We start from the raw sequence: 20,619 nt of genomic DNA on the forward strand, positions 1-20,619 counted from the left end.
ATGACACTCTCTCATCTGGATCTGAATTTACTCGAACAACCGACTTTGGCAAACGTACAGGCTCAGGAACTGCCACATCCACCACGAATTTTATTGTTGTATGGCTCCAATCGAGAGCGTTCATTCAGCCGCCTTGCTGTTCAGGAAGCTGGACGAATTCTTGAATATTTCGGAGCTGAAGTCAAAATATTTCACCCTAAAGGTTTGCCATTGCCCGAAGATGGCGATGCAAGCCATGCCAAAGTCAAAGAATTACATGAACTGTTGGCATGGTGTGGTGTTCACCTGAACGTCATGGCTCAATGAGTTCAATTTTCAAAGCACAGATTGACTGGATTCCACTTGCTGCGGGTGCAATTCGGGCAACGCAAGGTAAAACTTTAGCCCTCATGCAGGTCTGTGGTGGTTCACAGTCATTCAATACAGTCAATCAACTGCGTATTTTAGGACGTTGGATGCGCATGATCACCATCCCAAATCAATCCTCTATTCCCAAGGCATTTCTGGAATTTGATGAAAATGATCGGATGAAACCTTCTGCTTATTATCATCGTATTGTGGATGTCATGGAGGAGTTGTTTAAATTTACCTTGCTCACCCGTGGGCAAACTGCCTATCTGACCGATCGTTATTCGGAACGGGTGGAAAGTGCCGAGGCATTATCGAAACGAGTCAATCAAAAAGAAATATGAATTTAAATTTATCAGGTTAATTCCAATAAACTCATATCAAGCCGAAGGTGATGAGGTGATGTTTCTAACTTCTACCTAAATACAGAAGTTAAGCGATTAAAAATTCAAAAACTTTTTTTGTGAATCTGCATCACCTTTTTCGGCTGCTTTTTGATACCAATTTTTTGCTAACTCTAAATCTTTATGAACACCTAAACCTGATTCATACATCTGACCAATATTTTTCATTGCTTTAGGTAATTCCTGATGAGCTGCTTTTAAAAACCAATCAAAAGCTTGACTGTAATCTTGAGCAACACCTAAACCATTTACATAGATTAGACCTACATTAAATTGTGATTCTGCATAACCTTGATTTGCAGCTTGCAGAAAATATTTGAGTGCTTGTTGATTATTTTGTTCGACGCCATCGCCTTTAAAATACATAAATCCAAGTGAGTGCTGTGCAAGCATATTATCTTTATCAGCAGATTTTTTAAATAATTCAAAAGCTTGTTTATAGTTTTTCTCCACACCCTCACCAAAATAATATTTTCTTCCCTGTTCAAATTGAGCTTGAGAGTTTGCAAGAGTTGGATGACTTAATGTGGGTAAATTTTGTTTATTCGCTAAAACTAATGCTGGTAAAGATATTAAAATAAATAAAGAAACTTGAATAAAACTAGCTTTCATTTTTTAAAATACTCATCGATAAACTTAAAATGTATCTATGTGATATTTAGTTTTTAGCAGAATACATACCATAGAAAGCAATTAAATATTGTGAATTTATCAATCAAATCATATTTGCTATTTGCCCTATAAAAAACAAGGCAAATAGCTTACTAAATTATTATATATCAAATACTTAATTTAAATTAAATGCTTAACATACTATTTAGGGTTTCAATCTTATGTCTGTTCTAGGCTATTGAAATTATTAATGATTATATATTAAAAAAATCAACCTGCAAAATTCCTGCAAAATAATGACAAAACCTAAATATAAGTAGTCATTTTTATTGATATCTTTGACATTAATTTATAGCAAGCCAAATCCTCATTTCAAGATAAAAACTACCCTAAGACGGTCTAGTTTTACTTCAATAATAAGTACCTTTGATGCGGTAACTTATTCAGCTCAAACATATGTTCATAGTCATAATCTGGCAACTTTAAATCATATTTTTTACATAGCTCTTTTATGGCAGTCGTCATATAAAACATATTGTCATGCAACATTGACTCAAGGGTTGGATTTAATTTGCCCAATGTTGGACTGTGTGTTTTCCACCATGCTTGAAATAGCTTGGCATGTATACACAGTGTTTCTATAGATTGATTGTCATCTATATGAATCTCCCCTTTTGCCTTGATCTCTAGCGTTTCTAGGTAATCTACAGCATCTTGGAAATGAATTGCCAAAAGCTCATTGTAGCGTGGTATATGGAAATGCTTGTTGTGTCGTGACCATATTTCCGCATGAAGTTTGCGTTCACCTTGGGCACGTCGCTCTACGATCTCTTTGAGTATGGCTTGCTGCTCTACGTTAATTTTTACTCGTGTGTCGATTTGCTGTTGCAGGACTTCTTTTTCTAGTACGTCAAGTACCCATTTGCGGAATTCTTTGGCTATTGGGGTTCGGGCAAACATAGCGATTAAGTGGCAACCACGTAATGAAAAAATACGAGTTTCTTTTTCAGAGTTACCATTACCAAAACCCTTGACCGTCAATTTGACGGTCAAGGTCATATCAGAAGCAAATTCATCAGAATTACGATCATATATACGTGAAACTGAATCTTCGCGTGCATAACCCAATGCACGAGCAAGATCAGACGATGTAATCCAAATTTGACCATCATTTCGTTGAATTGGATGAAATTGTGTTGCATTAAATGATAGACTATTCATGTCTAATCTCCTTGCCGAGAATGGATAAGAAGCCCCTAGTCCGCCAAGATTGAGGGGCTTTTTTTATAATTAATAAACAATAATGACACTATTATCTTGCCATTGAATTCAGTATCCCATAGTGTTATTATCATGTCAAATACAATTTATGAGCATTTAAAATGTCTGAAAATAAGACAGGGAGAGCTGTCTCCCAAGATGATTGGAAACGCACACAAGTCCGCATGCCCCAAGAACAATATGAGGCGTTAATGGGTTACGCTGAAAAAAATAATCTATCATTAAATACAGCAATGCTAGAGCTGATGGACTTAGGATTAAAGTCTAAAGATGAAGGAAAATCTGGTCGTTCTATTTATTTTAATGATTTAAATTGTGTTGAAGACTATCCTAAACAGTCACTACACGAGCGAATAGCCCGTGTTGAACAGATGATTTCAGATTTATTTTATAGAAACCCACAGTATCAGCTTATTAATATTGAAACCTTAAATGACGGGAAAAAGATACGTTACTGGTACTCTATTCCTAGAAGTGAAAGTTTTAGGGATTAATTTACAATTAAGATATTTATAATTTACGTGGAGGCTTAAATTGGATTTATTTACACCAATTGTTACTGATGACAAACAACATGATATTTTTAAACTATTAATAAATCCTGCATTACATGCCGAAAGAAATGTAATTACAGATTGGGCAACAGGATTCACAGATAGAGATAATAAGTTTGTGAAGGAGTTTCAAACTACTTTTGAATCTTCATTTTTGGAACTTTATCTCCATAAAATATTAAAAGAAGATAATGTAAACTTAAATTTTTCTCATCATGCACCTGACTTTGTTGGTCATAAAGATGGTGTGAATTTCTGTATTGAAGCAACTATTGCTAATCCAGAACAAGATGGGCTTCCAGCATATGGTTTTACTGAAAGTCATAAATCTTTTGATATTGATTTCGCAGAATTTAATAGAAAATCCATCATTAGAATTGCTAACTCTATTGTTGCGAAATCCAGAAAATTTAAAAGTTCTTATAGTAATTTACCCCATGTAATAGGCAAACCCTTTTTACTTGGTTTAAACTCTTTTGATCGACCACATTCACACTTTACTGGACATCGAGGAATTATTGCCGTTCTCTATGGTATTTATTTGAATGAAGAAAAAGCTATAGCTGAAAATTTAAATTATATTCCCCGAGAAAAAATGGACTTTGTTGAAAAAGATAATGGAGCTGAAATTCCTCTTGGTTTTTTTACAACACCTGAGTATGAGAATATTAATGCCATTATTTATAATCCATACGCTACCTGGGGAAAAGTGCGTGCACTAGCTGAATTATCTGACACTAATAAATACTGTGTATTTAATGCTATATATACTAGAGATGATGAAATGGAGGAAAGCTTAATTCCTGATATTCATACTGGAATTATTAAGGAAAAATACCAAGAGTCAATATTTGATGGACTTTATGTATTTCATAATCCCTTCGCCAAATACCCTATGCCGATCCTATTCGATGATCCCCTTGTATCCCATATGACTATAGATGAATATGGTAACTTAGTTGAACGTGGTACTGGTAAGTTCTTATTATCCAGAAGCTTAATTTGTTATGACTCTCAAACATTACCAGCTGAGTATAGAGAAGCTCTTTAGAGAGCTTCTTAATCAATATTCATTCCTAACCTTAAAGCACACACTCTACATACATAAGGTTGTAGCCCTCGGTCAAAATCCAATCCTTTGCTATATTTTGTTCTTCTTTGTTGCGGTTCAAAATCATTTCCACAATCATCACATTTTGAATCCAAAATAGCTTGACGGTCTGCATTTTCTTTTTCTATTTTTTCTTGCCTTACAGCTTCCTCTTTCAAAGCAACATCTATATCCTCTAATTCTTTTTCGTAATTAGATATATGTTCTTCCAATATAGTTATTTGATTGGCAAGTGATTCTGCATATTCTCTATAGGCTTCTAACTGGTTTTTTGCTCTATTTACATCCTGTTTACGTAGACTTAGTTGTTCTTTTTTTGTGTTTGCATACATACCTGAAGTGAAATTGTGTTGTCGGCTTTTCATAAAATCTACAACTTCATTATATTCACCCCATGTACTCACGAACCGAATATTTCTAGAATAACTGCCCAACTGCTTTTCTATAGCTGGCTTCTCTGATGGTGGACAACATATAATTGCTATGTCCTTATAAAAAAACTCAAACCCTGTTGTATTCGCATTATAATATCTCCATTCACGCTCCCATGTATATCCTTGCCTCTCCACATCTTGGAAAACAGGTGTGATGAATGGTATTAGCTCATTTAAGAGTTCCTTTAACATTCCGTTTTCTTCTGTAAAATTCTCTGTTAAATCTTGCAGATATTTATCCAGAGATGCCAACTTACCAATAGTTTTTTTATCCATGTATAAAGCTGGTCTAATGCCATCACGAATCGCCATCTTATCTTTTGAAAAACCAATACCATAAAAAAGATTAGATTGAAAACGGTTGTGTGCAATATAGCGAAAGGAGTCAATAGAATGTAATACTGATTCTGTAAAACAAACAACTTCTCTCTTATACCATTTCGATTTTGATTGAGATGGTATTGATGCTCTTATTAATCCATAATCATCATAACTACCGGATTTAAGTATATCTAATATTTGGTCTTTTCCTGTCATATGAACTAAGAATGGCGACATATCTGGCTTTTCTATAGGAGATAACTGTAACGATTTTTTCGTAATTTTATAATCACCCCAAACGTAATTATTGTGACCATTATATTGCGGTAAACGATTCATGTTTTATTAAAATATATAAAATTAGACCTATGATAATTATATTTTTTTATATTTCAAGAATTTTATGAAAAATAAAGAAGAAAGCGCCCTTAGGCGCTTTCTTCTACAATTCTTAAAACTCTTGGCTTTCTTGGAGTCTCCATTCCAACCAAGTTCTCAAGAAAGCCAACATTTACATTCAAAGCTTGAGCTATATCCTCTGCAAAAATTTTCTTTTTCGCGAGCATAGCAAAGCAGGCTTGAAGGAGCTCAGGTTTCTCCTTAGGAATTAGATGATCTTCTTTTTCAGCAATAGATTCACTATTTTTTCTCAAAGCAATTACACCACTGGTATATTGTTCTGGAGTCAATAATCCCAAAAACTTCGCTCTATATAGAATCGCAGCCTTACTTACCTTCCAAATTTGTTTAAACTCACTTAATTTAGCCCAGTTGTAACGACCACCTCTAAACCATGTAGGAAAATGAGTTCGCATCATTGTTTGAGGAATCAATAATGCTGATGCAAACTGGTTTGCCTCAGACTCAGTAATACGATCACCAGTCACCATGCCATCATGAAGCACTAAATGCCCAAGCTCATGAGCAAGGTCAAAACGCTGACGGCATTCACTTTCTTTTGCTTCATTACGAACAAAAATAGGACGTGCCGTAGCTAAAGAAAGTGCATCCACTTCCGTTGACAATGAGCGGAAAGTTGTAACAACTATGCCATGTGACTCACATAGGCGAATCATATTACTAATTGGACCTAAACCAAGTCCCCAATCAGCACGGCACTGCTCAGCTATAGCTTCTATAGAGCTAGAACGGTCAGAGCCTTGAATATCATATTTAGGCAATCTAAGTTTAGCATCCAAATATTCAGTCAAACGCTTAATGTATTCTCCACGTGCAATCACAACTTGTTTTGTTGCAACCTTTGTAGATCTCAAACTTCTAAAGTGGATTTGGTCTTCCTGTAATATGGGTTTTACATGGGTGAATAACTCTTCAGGAACATTAAAGTAAGTGGCAGCTTGTTCAATAAATTGAGGGCTAGGTATAGTTTGCCCCGTCTCAACTTTGTGAACATACTGCCGTGTGCACTTAAGGTGCTGACCTAACTCTTCTAAAGACAAGTGGTTAAATTGCCTTAAAAGCTTTAGTTCTAATCCATTAAAAGGCGTATTCATAATGACATTGCTTGTTGCTACTATTTAAATTTGGTATTCAAATCTTCATCTTGAAGATCATCTTCATCAGGATCTTCAACCAAAGGAGCATCTAAATAAATAGACTCAGGAGTAATTGGATCGACTAAATGTAACTTGCTGCCATCTTGAGTATCATTAGATCGCCAATAAGCTACAGGTACAGCAGCTAAATTAAAGCCTACAAATTCAACAAATGCCTCTTCTTCTTCTGACTTAGGCTCATTCAGGATGAACTTCCAAATAACAGGTTGATTATCATCAACCTGAAATAGGTCATAATTCGTTGGTGTATATTTTCTTAATTTTAATGATTTAGGATCAGTAGAACTTCCTTTACAAAAACCAATCTGCGCATAACCAATTTGAAAAACAAATCTAAATGTTCCGTCTTTAATATGAACTTTTACTGGACAATCATCTGAAGCAATTAATTTTTTAAACTGTTCATATGTACGACCAAAAATTGTTGTACCACGTGTATAGTTATGGTCATTTTCACTATTTAATATTTCATGAACATCAAAGTAAATATCAAGCATTGGTGTAGCGAAATATTCGAGTACTTCATTGGTTAACTGAGGTTCGAATGCTGAGGGAGGATGTAACTTTTTTTCTTTCATATAAATTAATCCAAAAAAACTCTGAAATGTAGGATAAAACCAAAATAGGACTAATTTATAAGTTTGTCAACCAATTTTTAGGACTAAATTTTCATTTTGTCAACCAAACCATTATTCATAAGACTTTCTAACTAGATTCATTGAACAAACAACCCAAGAGTTGCTAGACTTCACGTAATGTTTTGACTTTAAAATAATTTATGAAAATTTTACTTATTTTAGTTTTGGGGTTCACCTCTATCCAAGCTTATGCCAAAAAATGTACTGACTTTAAAACACAAAAAGAGGCACAGGCATGGTATGAACAACGCCAAAAATCAGGACAAACAGGTTGGAAAAGGTTAGACCGTGATGGCGATGGGCATGCATGTGATTGCCTACCAGGTGGAAACGGCACAAAATGCCTGAAGAAGAAATAGTATTTTTTTATGAAAACTTGAATAAATCTAGATTGAGAGAAGCCCTCACCCGAGGGCTTTTTTAAACAATGCTTTCTCTTTACTGCGACGATTCACCAAACCTTGAATCTTTTTACCATTGTCATACACCCAACGATCAAATTGACTTGCAGCCAAGGTCAAACTATTTTCATTAATCAAAGCCAACATGGTACTTTTTACAAAAGCAGTCTCACCGATGTTGTAGACAAAAGAAGCCAATGCATCAAACTGGTTTTGATTAAGATGAACTTTGATATTTTTATCAAGACAAGTATCAACCCACTTACAGTCATTTTTCAACCATTGTTCAGCCTGCTGAATCGTACACGTATCACCTTTTTTAACTGATATTCCATTTGGGTATTTAATGGTACCAAATCCAATTGTCCAAACTCCGCCTGTATCTTTATAAGCTTCTAATTGCAAACCTTCAAATTCACGAATAAGCGTAAAACCTTTTTCCGATATATTTCTTTGTTCCAAAATAGTCGTTTTTGTTATGTTAAAACCAATTAAATCAGCAAAAATCTTTAATCCTTTTTCTGCAATAATTTGATCACCAGCATTAACTTGACCTTGAGTTAATTTGCCTCCTGACATTGCTCTGAGCCATGAAAAAGCTTGTGCAATTTGTTCATTTTGATTAATGCTCATTCGCTTTTTTCTCCTTTACCATTACCCCAAATTGCAATAAAGGCAGCTTTAATTTCACTAATGACTTCTGCAATTGATTTACCTTTTAATAATGCAATGGATTGATAAAAAATGCCGATTGTTAATAATCCAAAAACAGCAAAAATAAGCATGACAAAACCTTGGTACATAATCGATTTTGTTAATAAATTAAAGTGCTCAATAAAGGCTGAACCACCATATAAACTCACAGTGACACTTGCTAAAAACTTACCAATAACACCCAAAGAAACTTTAATTTTTCCTTCTTTATCAATATCTCCGCTCAATACCAAAGCGAGAATTGCACCTACAACAGCAGATACAATTTTGATGATCCATGGAATCGTATTCTCTTGCATTACATTCCCCATTAAAGCTAAATAACTTGATTTATCTTAAAATTATTTTTGTGTATTTCGTTAGGCTTACAGGGGGGATGATAATTAACTTATATAATGTTTAATTAAATCCATTTCATTAAACCTGTAAATCCATTTCATTAAACCTGTAAACCCATTTCATTAAACCTGTAAATCCATTTCATTAAACCTGTAAATCTATTTCATTAAACCTGTAAATCTATTTCATTAAACCTGAAAATCTATTTCATTAAACCTGAAAATCTATTTCATTAAACCTGCAAATCTTTTTCATTAAACCTGTAAATCTTTTTCATTAAAAAAACTATCTTTTAAATAATAAATTAAACTAAGTTTATTTTATATTAAACAAATATAAAAAGTTTATTAAAAACTCAAAAACCACCATAAGTAGATGTTATGATTCATATTTATGATAAATCACATTTATGATTCTATGATTTCATAAAAGTCAGTAAGTACTGACTGACTTTTATAAAAATTTCACCAACCAAATAAGTAAACTAAAAATTTTAAAATAATCTATTTATTATTAGAAAAACAGATTCATTGGAAAAATAATAAATTCATGTATTGACAAAATAACGTTTTAGAAATTTAATAATCTCAACTTCATGTAGAGGAATAAATATGATATTCAAAATAAAGGATGCATTAAAAAGAAATTTTTGCTTATATTCGGCATTGAATTTTTTGCACAAAAAAGCCCACAATATCTTGGCGGATCGGGGCTTAGTTGCAGTTGACAAAGAGATACCAACACTGAGTAATATACCCCAATTCATTCACGGTCGGCAAGTTCAGGTCAGTGAACAGCAATTAAGAAGTTTACTTCAATTTATTGGAGCAACAAAAAAGCTCTATAAAGAGCTTCTTGTTTAACTAAGCTGCCTACATGGCAGTAAACATTAACGCAGTAGTTTTCTAAGCTGTCTACATGACAGTGAAAGATATAATTTACCATTGATCTGCTTATCTGGCTACAAAGGAATAAAAGCTTTTTTCATTAACGCTGTAGTGGTATTATTTTTAAACACTAAAACAGTGTGAGGATAATAATGAAAGAAATAGCAAGAACACAGGTGAGAATGCCTCCTGAGCTAATGCACAATATTAAACACATCGCTGACGAGCGATTTACAAGCATGAATACTATTATTGTTGAAGTACTTCAGCAGTATATAGACAATAAAAAAGCAGATCGCACTCGCCAAAGTAATCAATCTGCTTGTGTTTAAACCCTAACAAAAGGAATCAAACTTATGTCAATTCTAGCACTAAGTTTTAATGATGTAAATTTTTCTCCTGTTCAACAAAATGGACAAATTTGGATTACAGGTAGTGAACTAGCGAATGCCTTGGGCTATGCTCGTGTAGATTCACTTAATAAAGTATATGAACGTAATTCAGATGAATTTGATCATACAATGACACAAGTTATTGATATTTCCCAGAGCGTCAATTTGACGTTCTCGAATTTAACATCTAAAACGCGTATATTCTCTTTACGTGGTTGTCACTTAATTGCAATCTTTGCTCGTACAGCAATTGCAAAACAATTCCGAAGATGGGTACTAGATATTTTAGATAAAGAGACTTTATCTCAGAAAATTAACTCACAACAGACTATTTCCCCAACACAACAATCAGAACTTCAAACAATTGTTGCAAAACGCGCAGGTAACTGTGGCAAAGCTCGAATGGAAATGTGGTCACGTCATAATAATCACTTTAAAATTGGCAAATATATTCAGCTATTAGCCATCCACTTTGACGATGCAAAATTCTATCTTGAAAACATGCAGATTAAAGCAAAGTTAGAACATCAAGAAGTCAAAACTCTGCCTTATCCACATGAAGTGATTCAGGTAGCTCAACAAATCAATTACGAATACAACGGTGGTCAATACCATTCGTGGTTTGTCCATGTCCGTGATGATGGACAGTTATCAGCAATGCCATTGCTGAAAGGGTACTACCCTATTAATCTTGCCGAATTTTCGAAAAAATTTGATGGATTATTGGACTTTGTTTATGGGAGTGAGCTACTCACAACTGGTCGATATTTAGCAAGTAAATAATTGAAGAAGCCACCGTAAGGTGGCTTTACTCTCCAAAAGCAAAATAACCAGCTGCACGTGTATCTTGACGATTGCGTGATAAATATATGCCATCTTCTGCACGATCTATACGACGCTGGCGATTACGATAACTCTGATTTAAATTGATTCGAGTAATACGACATGATGGATTTTTATCATTGAAGCCTTGAATTTCTTTCCAAACCTCATCCATTTCTTGTTGGTCATCCATCATTTTCGCCCGTGACCATAATGTCATCAGACGACTACGACGCTCATTCAACTTTCGATTAAATTGATAAATAGCTGATTTACCTTCATTCGCAGTCCGCACATCAGATGGTGAGAAGCCCATACCTTGTACAAGTAAGTCCATTGAACTCACTTCATCCATGATAGATATACCAGTTTTATCTTGCACACCTTCATCAGCATAACGATAGGTTTTTGCAAAGTTTTTAAGAAACACTGGTAACATCGTTTCTACACCTCGAAGATTATGCCCTTCCGATATTTCCTGACTACCTTTGATTAAATTGGTACCCATACCTGCTACTGGTCCTAAACCCCAGCCATAGCAGATTCCGCCCAACGCTTACCTTCAAGCCCTTCTTGTACATCAGGCAATAAAAGATTGTTAATACCAACTCGACTAGACACATCAATACCAACACCACGTGGCGCACCTTTCATCAGTAGATTTGAAATGGTGGGGTTAAATGCTTCAGCCAAATAATTACGTAATGCGATTTCTGCATCCCATGGTTCGTCATCATCACCTCCCCATGCTGAAGCAATAGCCATGATAAACCAAACACCAGGTAAACCTAATGCACCAGCAAAAGTTGCGTGCATTGCTAAAATTGCGCTAATAGCCCTTCGTGCTTCTTTTTTCTCAGCATCCGTTTCACCTTTAATAGATTGATAGGTCTGACGAGCCAAGGTATAAAGCATGTTCTGACCAAACTGTTTAAACAGTAAAAGAACTTTAGCAACATTACCCTGCATAATACGTGGGCGGTTCCCAGAACTGTAATCAAAGTGCCCTTTATATGTTACGTCTACTGCCTGATCAAAAGCCAAATCATGATGAGCACCAGACTGGCGTGCCAATCTATACGCTGCAATAAAAGTCACCTCACGGTTAAATCGTTCAGCACTATGGAACATGACACTCGCTGCACGCATAATTGGGCGTGTCTTCCACATTACACCACTATCTTCACCTTGTGCAATTCCTGCTAAATCATGTGCTTGAGTAACATCAATCACTCCTGAATCTACTGCTTTTTGATATGCTGCTTGCTCATCCTTATTTAAAAATTTGGAAATATCAGAGCTAACCGCCTTATAAAGGTCAGTTTTTGTGCCTTGCCATTTCACTTTATGAAATTCCAACCCTTTTCTAAAATCATTGGATGCTTTCAACAATTCTTTACCTGCTTTGTCGAAGTCCCATTTGGCTCCCATCAATGGATAAGCCACCAATGCAGTTTGTGATAAATTAACCATCGCTGTTGCTGGTGACAGCCCTAGATAATAAATAAAGCCCAAGCTGGTTAATGCACTTGATAAAGGATGCCCTTTAGGGTTCATCAAGTTTTCATGACGTTTATTCATTTCATCAATCACACTTTGTGCTGTGGATTGATTATATTGATGATTTTGCTTAATTTGATCATCAGCATGTTTTTGCATCGCATCTAGCTGATCAGCCAATTGATCACCATAACGCAACTTTGCCAAATAATTGGCACCACTAAACATATTCTGTGCAAAAGCACGTCGTGCATCTTGGCTAAATCCAGCCGTTCCCTTACGGTGAATCCCATGCTTTGCCCAAGATAAATCAGGCATAGATGACAAATAAAGCTGATTCAACGTATCCTCAAAAGACGCTTGCTCTGCACTCGACAGTCCCAAATTAGCGACTTCATCAAATAAATTCGACATAAAACCACGCCCAACAGCATCATGTGCAGAACGAAACGCTTTATCTTGAATCACAGGTTCAACTTTCCATTGTGGGAATTTCGTTAACATCTCAGAACGTATTTTTTGTGCCTCTCCCATGGTTTCAGCACGACTTACACTTTCAACATCACCATTTTGATTACGTACGACCACAACATATTTCCCAAAACGCGCTAAGGGAAAATAAACACCTTTAATATAACCATAAAACTGATCATCCATTTGCTTGATCAGATCCGCTTTCTTCTGGCTCGATAAAGCTGCTCTTAAAATACGATCTTTAATTGCAGACTGAACTTTTGCATAGTGCTTTCTATAAGCATCACGTGCTTTGATATACATAACCTGAGCTTCAGGTGATAAAGCATTGAAATTTTGTCTCAACTGTTGGTACTTAATACGGTTATCACCTGATACATAAGGTTGAGCAGGGTCAATTTTTGCTAAAGTCGCATCATGCATCAAATCTGCAAGCTCATTTTCATCTTTTAGATTTGCCCACTCACGCACGATACCATCTGCTTCAGCACCTGCATCATTTTTATCTGCATCCATTTGAGCAGCCAATTCATTATATTTATTTAACTGTGGCAATAACTTGGAATAGATTTCTGTCAGTTGTCGACGACCTAATGCCGATAAGCCAATACCCAACCAATCCGTAAACTTATAACCTGTTTTATCCTTGATTGATTTCACAGACATATTTTTAATATTTTGTGCAAGATCATCCATCATTTTCTGAGGAGATTGACGACTATATAAAGAACTGTTGGACTGCTCAACGAAATTGACAACATCCTCAGGTGAAAGTATAGTTTGATTAGAAGTCTTGTTTTGGTGAACCATCTTCCGTAATTGTGTCGGAACTGATCGTACCAATGCAGGACTTTCATCAAAGGTTCTAGTACCTACTACTCCCACATGGGTTGTTTCCAACTGCCCTAAGAAGTGGGGAAGCGTAGGATATTTAGAGCTTTTATTAGAAGCCAAGATGTTTTGCACCGCCCCTCTTAATTGGTGAGAGGACGATCGTGCAAATACTTGGCTTTTTTCTTGGTTCAAATAAACAATATTATTTTGGTTCTTATTAAACCAAATGTGTGGGGTGCTATCTTTGCTAAATGCGGTAGCGATATCATTAATCTCATATCCTCTCCATTTTTTATTCAAATGAATGGCGCTGAGTACAGGATTACCCTGCCGATCTTTCATTTCAGTAATGACGACCACCCCATTAGCCCCATCCTTAAAAACCATAACAGGATTGGTAATTTCATTAATTAATTGTTTTACCTGATCTAAAGTTAATTGATGTCCTGCATCTTGCTTCCCATCTACACGCCCCATCATTTTACGAATAGTTTGACGATCTAAATGTAGTGGTAAATCCTGTACACTTAAACCATTTACCCCATCCAATGCTAACAATACTGGCGGCATTTTCATTTTCACTGGATCTGGTAATGATTTAAGTGTGCTAAGCAAATCATCAATTTCTTTTGCAATCCGTTGCTGTTCATCTTTGGCAATGGTAAAAGCATCAGTAAATACAGATTTTGTCTTTTCACTAAAAACTGCACTTGGGTTTTGTTGTTCTTTACTTTGTATAGCAGCACTATTTTTTTGGATCATCCGTTCCGACAAAGCAAGCATGTCATCAGGCTTTAAATTAAGATTGATACCAAATTGATCAAATACCCATGCTTTGACAAACGAAACGATATTATTTATCAACTTTTGCAGTGCATTTCGTTGAATCACATTGCGTTGTTGCATTGTTGCTGAAAGCGTTAATAAATAGGGCAAATATTCAAGCTGCTGACGTTCAGAGCCTTGTTCACGCTCCGCAAGTAATTTTGCAGCCAAAGCAACAGGATGCCGCTGTTCAACCAACTTATCAAACTGACGCATCAACTCATTATATTGCTTCTGGTTCATCATATTTTGAAAACCAGCGTGACCACCCAACTCATGCAGGAATGTTGGAACGATGCTTTCAGCAGTCAGATTTGATGCAACGAGTACAGCTTTACCATTATGATAAAAGCCCTCAACACCTTGAACCTGATAGTCTTGAATGATTTCAAGTTTACCTTGACGCTCTAACTCATTAATAGTGTCTTTACCAAAACGATCTACAAGAACATCGTGTACTTGTTGGGTTGTAGAACCTGAGTTACTCGCTGATTGACGACTGTATAAAGGTTTATCCTTATTCTTTTCAGCATTTCTGTTTTGTTTGTGTTGCTCATGGTTTAACGCCATGATTCTTTGAACAATATCGTCAAACTCATCTAAAAAGTGTACTTGAGTCCTAGTTTCTCTAGTTCTATTTGAATTATCCTGTCGTTCAGATTGACTTGCCCTATTCTCTGCGCTTTCTCGACTTGCTGAGGAAGATCTTTCAGTACTTGCTGGATCTCTTGAGGGAGTCTGTTGAAATTCTGCATGGTCATTTTTTTGTGTTCCTGCAAAATTTGTTGCTTGCTCTTTTGACTCATTGAAAAGTTGCTCCTGTAATGAAGAAAATGACTGACGCACATCAGATTCAGCGGTAAATACTGCTATTAATTCATTATGATATTGATCATTTATACCATAATCAAAACGATATTCTATCCACTCATCTAACGCCATCGGATTTTTAAACATCCAATTTCTAAGCGTCTCACTCATTTTTTTTAAAAAATTTAGATCGTCTTTGGTAACTTTATTTTGGGCGATTGCCTGATATGTCACAGCATGTACAAGTTCATGATTTACCAAGCTTAAAATATCACTTTCCCAATTACCCTGTGGATAGATATAGATTTTTTCAGTACCATCTTGACTAAAAAGATAATAGCCACCTTCTGATAATCCTGTTGCGAGCTTAGGATTACGTGTAAAAATAACCTCTATATTTGGATTTAAAGTAGCAATTTTATTGAGCAACTGAACAGCATAGTCGTGATCATATTCAACTCCTTCCGTTCTCATCAATGCCAAATCATCAACGACATCACCCAATTTATTCACCGAGTCCATTAGGTGGCTTGGAATAAAATGCGTTTGCCCAATTTCAGAATCAGATTGAATAGCTATAGGCGTGGTAGGTTTGATATTTCGATTATATTGAGGAATATTAGAATCTTGTTTTGTTTCTATTTTTTGATCTTTATACTTTCCAAAATAACGTTGATCGACCACAGCCTTACGAGCTTCTGCCAAAAACATCATGAGGTCAGCATCATTATAACGTGATAGAAATTTATCAAAACCACGATCACGAAACCATTGGCGGATATAACCAAGCACTTCTTTTAATTTCTGACGCACAAAGGGTTTCTTTTCAGCATTCTGTGCAACAAATGCAAATAGCTCACCGACCAAAGCCTGCTGAACATCAGATTCAGTATAAATTTCATCTTTTACACCTTGGATATATGGTTCAATATATGCACTTTCAAATTGCTGCATATTCACGCCATTATCTTTAGCTATTTTGCGGATCCCCTCCAGCCCACCAAGTGCATTAAACAATTGTTGTAACTTGGTTTTATATTCTCGACCAAATATCTGTTGTACACCAAAATGCCCAACAATTTCATGTGCCAATAATTCCTCATAAGCATCAAATGTAGTAAGCTGTTTATTGCTATCCCCGTAAACCTGATCAGCAACCACATAAAGCGTGCCATCATGCCAAACACCGCTTACATCATAATTTTGGGTTTCGCCATTTTCATTTTGGTAGGTTGCCTTATCTTGTATGACTTTCGGAAGATCACTAAAACTAGAAATAACCTGAACACTAAACCCATTGGTATTCATATCCCCAACTTTGCTGACCCTGATCCTATCATTAAGACTGAGATTGATACGTCCACTAGAAGACGCATCTTGTGTAGCGGTCATTTTGAGATGATTAAAAAGCGAAATAATGTGCTTAACAGCACGACTCAGATTAAAAACCCCAAAAGTTGAATTTAATCGCTGATTTTTTTCTGATACTCCTGCCAGTGCTTGTCCACGACCTCTTTCTGAATCTTGAAGAATACTTCGCTGTCTGTGGTGAAAATATGACCCATCTGAAATATCAGATTGAGAAGTTCGTGTTGAATCTTCTTGCGTCCTTGGGTCACTGTTTGGGCGAGCACTTGAAGTTCCATCACTCGCTTCAGCAGTGATTCCATTTGAATTTTTTGCTCTGGTGTCGCTTGTTGGTAAATGATCTGAGCGATCTCGACTCTGCTGCTGACTTTTACTTCGTGAGGTAAATCGATCATTCTCTTTCTCTTTAAATTGGTTGGTAGAAATTTCAGTAAATATGTTATCTAGTCGTTTTACCCCATTTTGCCCAATTTCAGAATCCGATTGAATTATAACGTTTACCTGTGTTTGTTCTGCTATTTTACGGCTAAAATCTTTTATATTTTTTGTTCTTTGCTTTAGTTCCCCATTCTTACGCGCCTTAATATAAGTTTCCAAATCCACACGATTTTTTAAAAAACGATCCAAAGCCCCAGATGCAACAGCTTTACGTGTGCTACGCTTTCCATTGACAACTTCATTCTCACTTTGCCTTTGTGCTTTCTTGATTTCTTTATTTAAATGTTTCAGTGATTCCTGTAACTGTTCATCTGTAGCCAAACCATAAACACTGTTATGCATGTCAGCTATATCTTTTTGGCGGATTTTTTCAGCACGTATATTTTCAGCACTATCTTGTAAATCTTGCTGTGATGCAGGTTCCTGTCCTATCCATTCTCCTGTAGTTGGATGCTTCATACCTACAATTTCTACTGAACCGTCAGCTTTCTGCACAGCGTTATAATTAGGATTATTTAATGCATTGGTCTTTTTTTTGTTATCATGCAAATCAATTGTGAAATCATCACCCAAAATTTCAATATCAGACATGACACTTTCAACTGTATCACCATATTGTTTTTGAATTTGCTCAGAACCAAATGGTGTTGTAGTAATTTCAGTGTGCTGGGATTTAAGCTGATCAATCTGTTTTTTAATTTTACTTTTTTCAATAGCCTGTTTAACGCTATTTCCCTTTATCGCATTAAACTGTTGCTCAAGTTCAGTAATTTCGCTAGGTACACTAAGTTCAGATTGTGATTTTTGCTGAACCTCCTTCAATGCATTATAGATTTTTATTGCTTTATTCGGCTGCCAGTGCGCCATACTTTTTAATTCTTTTGTTGCAGCATTTACAGTAATTTTGGCGCGATCAGCATAATACTCAATATGCTGTTTACTTAAATGGTTAAACAAAGATTTAGCAACAGTTTGTGCTTTTTGGTGATCTATCTTACGAACATCTCGTTGATCCTTTTCAATCACTGCTTGTTCTTTTTTATATTGATCGATTTGTTGATCAATATCACCTCGCTTGGACAATGGCACATTTAAAACACCATGATCCAAAGCCTCCATTTGAAAACCTTTTTGATTAGATGTATTCGCCGCTAAATTATGATCTTGAATTTCAGTAATAATCGGCTGAATCTCAAAACGTTTATTTTCGGTCTGTACAACATGATGAGTATTGCTAAGTTCTTTTTTAGCAATAAATGCATCAGCTTTAGCTTGACTACCAAACCACTTATTTTGACCATCTGCACCTAAAATTAAATTGGCATCTTTCTTCTGCACCAAGTCATGACGTTCTTCTTGTAATTCTTTGATTGCATCTTGAGAACGCTTTTTATCATACTCATTGGTCGCAAGTTCAATATTTTCTTTATGCCAATCAATACTATAGTCAACATTCTCTAACTTTTGATCAATATTAAATTCAGGTACATCTTTTTGCTTTGGTTCTATGCCATTTTGACGTGCATTACGTGCTTCACGAAATGCTTGACCTTGCTCTGTACGTAATACTCCCGCTGTAGCATCAAGCTCTGGGATTTTTGCACCATTCGCTTCAGCATAATCATACATTGCTGTAGCAATACCATTACGTCTGTGTTGCTCATCTACATGTAACTGTGAATTGAATCGGTTGCCATTTTCATCTTCAACAGTAAAGTATCCAAGGCTTCCAACAATTTCACCATCCTGATTGACTGCATTTAAATTGTAAGCACCTTCACCATTTGCTTCATCCACTGTTTGAATTAAACGAACTTGCTCACCATTTTTTAAAGTGATATTTTCACCCATCCCTTGAGCATATAAATCTTTAACCTTAGATTCATGCTGTGTTTGGAAATCCACAGGTGTTGTATTATTTGAAGTGTTTTGTTGCTCTGTATAACCTAACTGGGCTATAGGTGATGCACCACTATCCACCGCCAAAGCTGCTGCTGATGACATTGGTCCATCATTTGGATTAATACCTAATTGTTCAGATTTTTTAGGGATTGGCGTTACATCCACCCAATTCTCACCTCTTAATCGTCTATCATTTTTTTCTTGTTGTATTCCATGACGCTGTTCAGAAGTCCAAGCCTCTCCATTTGGAGATACCTGAATAACGTCCTTAGGTACAGCTAATTGATGGTTTAAATCAACCTCGTCTGGATGATACCCGATTCGATTTCCTAAATTTCCCATTTCTTCTATAGGTTGATTTAGAAATCGTCCTTTTTGATTATTAATATAATGTGATAAATCGGCTAAAGATTTCGGATCATCATGTGCATTCCAATTTTTTTCTTGTTCTTGTTGTGATCTTAGATTGTAATAATCCTGCAAACGCTGTTGTGTTATATTATCTTCTTGATCCCATTGTCTTTGTTGCTGTCTTTCTGAAAGCTCTTGTATCGTTGGGTTGTGTCTATTAACAAACCAATCACCAGTTTTACCCACACCGCTTACCGCGCCACCCATTGCCATACCTGCCAAAGTACCCATGACGGCTGCATCTTCAACACCATCATGCCAAGGCTTATCCAACGCCAAATTCTGTAAAATCTGCTCAGATATAGATTGAGGTAGCTCTTCTAAAAAACTTTCAGAAAATGCACCTTTAATTATAGATAAAGGAATATCTTTTGCTTTAACTTGTGAAGTAGCTTCACCTATCTGTTCACGAGTGAGACGACCTGTTTGGAGTGCAGTATCTACATCTGCAACTTTAAATACCTTATTAGCAACCCATCCGCCAAAGGCACCTAAAGAACCTCCAATCACACCTGTCCCAGCAGCAACCGCTTCCTGTCCACTATTGAGCAACTCATCATCAGATTGTTGACGAATACTTTCTGCTTGAGATCCTGCCATGACAGCACCTTCACCTACTGCCCCTGCAACACTTGGATTTGCAATTTTGGATACGCGTCCCAATGCTGCACCGCCCAACATATAGGGCAATGATTCAGCAACAGCATTTGTAAGTTGAGAAGGATTTTCTAAAACATATTTGGTTTTATTCCAAATGCCATCTGTATTGTGTCGGGTCTTTTCTTGCTCTTTGGCAATCTCTGTTTTTTGATCAGACCAATGTTTTTGTGCTTCACCCAACTTATAATAGCCTGAATGATCAATGTCCTTTCCTACTCGACCTTCAGTATACAAATCAGCCAAACCCACTGTGGTTGCTTCTGCTGCCCCAGCCAGTCCACTCATTAAGGATGCACCTGTATCTTTTAAATGCCCCAATACTCCTTTTTTTTCTTCTTTTGCAGTACTTGGATCAAAATTAAAACCATCTGATTTTGCAACTAATGGAGTATCAATAGGCTTGGCAGTATTCGGATCAAAAGTACTTTTAGCTTTGTTTTTATTTTCAAAATCAGACATGACACACTCCTAAAGATATGCGTCAATCATGGTTTTTATTATGGATTGGGTCGAACCTTAGAGGGGGATAATAAAAAACCACCCGAAGGTGGTTTCTCATCAT

At 36.0% G+C, this 20,619-nt stretch carries 15 protein-coding genes and 1 pseudogene; 7 read left to right on the top strand and 9 right to left on the bottom strand.

What is annotated here, in order from left to right:
• A pseudogene (arsH, locus tag HX005_RS14115) lies at positions 1 to 692 on the top strand (arsenical resistance protein ArsH).
• Between the two features lie 96 nt (positions 693 to 788).
• Here arsH and HX005_RS14120 read toward each other — a convergent pair.
• Entirely contained in the window at positions 789 to 1,364 is a 576-nt protein-coding gene (locus HX005_RS14120; RefSeq protein ID WP_286377832.1) for a tetratricopeptide repeat protein, read from the bottom strand.
• Positions 1,365 to 1,769: 405 nt separating this feature from the next.
• A complete protein-coding gene (locus tag HX005_RS14125) occupies positions 1,770 to 2,585 on the bottom strand; it encodes a BRO-N domain-containing protein (protein WP_286377833.1) in 816 nt (271 codons plus the stop codon).
• A gap of 161 nt (positions 2,586 to 2,746) precedes the next feature.
• On the opposite strand from HX005_RS14125, the gene HX005_RS14130 reads away from it, so the two are divergent.
• Both HX005_RS14130 and HX005_RS14135 read left to right on the top strand, forming a co-directional pair.
• On the top strand, positions 2,747 to 3,139 hold the full coding sequence (locus HX005_RS14130) for a hypothetical protein (RefSeq protein ID WP_286377834.1): 393 nt from the start codon (positions 2,747 to 2,749) through the stop codon (positions 3,137 to 3,139).
• A 40-nt stretch (positions 3,140 to 3,179) separates the two neighbouring features.
• Positions 3,180 to 4,250: a hypothetical protein gene (locus HX005_RS14135; RefSeq protein ID WP_286377835.1), complete on the top strand. Its 1,071-nt coding sequence runs from the start codon at positions 3,180 to 3,182 to the stop codon at positions 4,248 to 4,250.
• 8 nt (positions 4,251 to 4,258) lie between these two features.
• On the opposite strand, the gene HX005_RS14140 is transcribed toward HX005_RS14135, so the two are convergent.
• From HX005_RS14140 to HX005_RS14150, 3 genes are all read right to left on the bottom strand, one after another.
• Positions 4,259 to 5,404 carry an abortive infection system antitoxin AbiGi family protein gene (locus HX005_RS14140; RefSeq protein WP_286377836.1) on the bottom strand — a complete coding sequence of 382 codons (1,146 nt, stop codon included), beginning with the start codon at positions 5,402 to 5,404 and terminating at the stop codon, positions 4,259 to 4,261.
• An 89-nt stretch (positions 5,405 to 5,493) separates the two neighbouring features.
• Complete coding sequence (locus tag HX005_RS14145) at positions 5,494 to 6,579, bottom strand: XRE family transcriptional regulator (RefSeq protein ID WP_286377837.1); 1,086 nt, start codon at positions 6,577 to 6,579, stop codon at positions 5,494 to 5,496.
• 20 nt (positions 6,580 to 6,599) lie between these two features.
• Positions 6,600 to 7,220: a hypothetical protein gene (locus tag HX005_RS14150; protein WP_286377838.1), complete on the bottom strand. Its 621-nt coding sequence runs from the start codon at positions 7,218 to 7,220 to the stop codon at positions 6,600 to 6,602.
• 200 nt (positions 7,221 to 7,420) lie between these two features.
• On the opposite strand from HX005_RS14150, the gene HX005_RS14155 reads away from it, so the two are divergent.
• Complete coding sequence (locus HX005_RS14155) at positions 7,421 to 7,639, top strand: excalibur calcium-binding domain-containing protein (protein WP_286377839.1); 219 nt, start codon at positions 7,421 to 7,423, stop codon at positions 7,637 to 7,639.
• Between the two features lie 45 nt (positions 7,640 to 7,684).
• Here the strand turns inward: HX005_RS14155 and HX005_RS14160 are convergent, their stop codons facing one another.
• Complete coding sequence (locus HX005_RS14160) at positions 7,685 to 8,314, bottom strand: lysozyme (RefSeq protein WP_286377840.1); 630 nt, start codon at positions 8,312 to 8,314, stop codon at positions 7,685 to 7,687.
• Complete coding sequence (locus HX005_RS14165; protein WP_286377841.1) at positions 8,311 to 8,694, bottom strand: hypothetical protein; 384 nt, start codon at positions 8,692 to 8,694, stop codon at positions 8,311 to 8,313. Before HX005_RS14165 ends, HX005_RS14160 begins: the two co-directional genes overlap by 4 nt.
• A gap of 651 nt (positions 8,695 to 9,345) precedes the next feature.
• On the opposite strand from HX005_RS14165, the gene HX005_RS14170 reads away from it, so the two are divergent.
• The 3 genes from HX005_RS14170 (at position 9,346) to HX005_RS14180 (ending at position 10,796) form a co-directional block, all read left to right on the top strand.
• Positions 9,346 to 9,597 carry a hypothetical protein gene (locus tag HX005_RS14170; RefSeq protein WP_286377842.1) on the top strand — a complete coding sequence of 84 codons (252 nt, stop codon included), beginning with the start codon at positions 9,346 to 9,348 and terminating at the stop codon, positions 9,595 to 9,597.
• Between the two features lie 176 nt (positions 9,598 to 9,773).
• Complete coding sequence (locus HX005_RS14175; protein WP_286377843.1) at positions 9,774 to 9,953, top strand: hypothetical protein; 180 nt, start codon at positions 9,774 to 9,776, stop codon at positions 9,951 to 9,953.
• A gap of 24 nt (positions 9,954 to 9,977) precedes the next feature.
• Positions 9,978 to 10,796: a BRO-N domain-containing protein gene (locus HX005_RS14180; RefSeq protein WP_286377844.1), complete on the top strand. Its 819-nt coding sequence runs from the start codon at positions 9,978 to 9,980 to the stop codon at positions 10,794 to 10,796.
• 25 nt (positions 10,797 to 10,821) lie between these two features.
• Here HX005_RS14180 and HX005_RS14185 read toward each other — a convergent pair whose 3' ends face one another.
• Positions 10,822 to 11,343: a PLxRFG domain-containing protein gene (locus tag HX005_RS14185; protein WP_286377845.1), complete on the bottom strand. Its 522-nt coding sequence runs from the start codon at positions 11,341 to 11,343 to the stop codon at positions 10,822 to 10,824.
• Between the two features lie 14 nt (positions 11,344 to 11,357).
• Positions 11,358 to 20,516 carry a GNAT family N-acetyltransferase gene (locus HX005_RS14190; protein ID WP_286377846.1) on the bottom strand — a complete coding sequence of 3,053 codons (9,159 nt, stop codon included), beginning with the start codon at positions 20,514 to 20,516 and terminating at the stop codon, positions 11,358 to 11,360.
• Between the last annotated feature and the right edge of the window lie 103 nt (positions 20,517 to 20,619).

This window comes from Acinetobacter sp. R933-2 (assembly GCF_030325485.1).
GTDB lineage: Bacteria > Pseudomonadota > Gammaproteobacteria > Pseudomonadales > Moraxellaceae > Acinetobacter > Acinetobacter sichuanensis.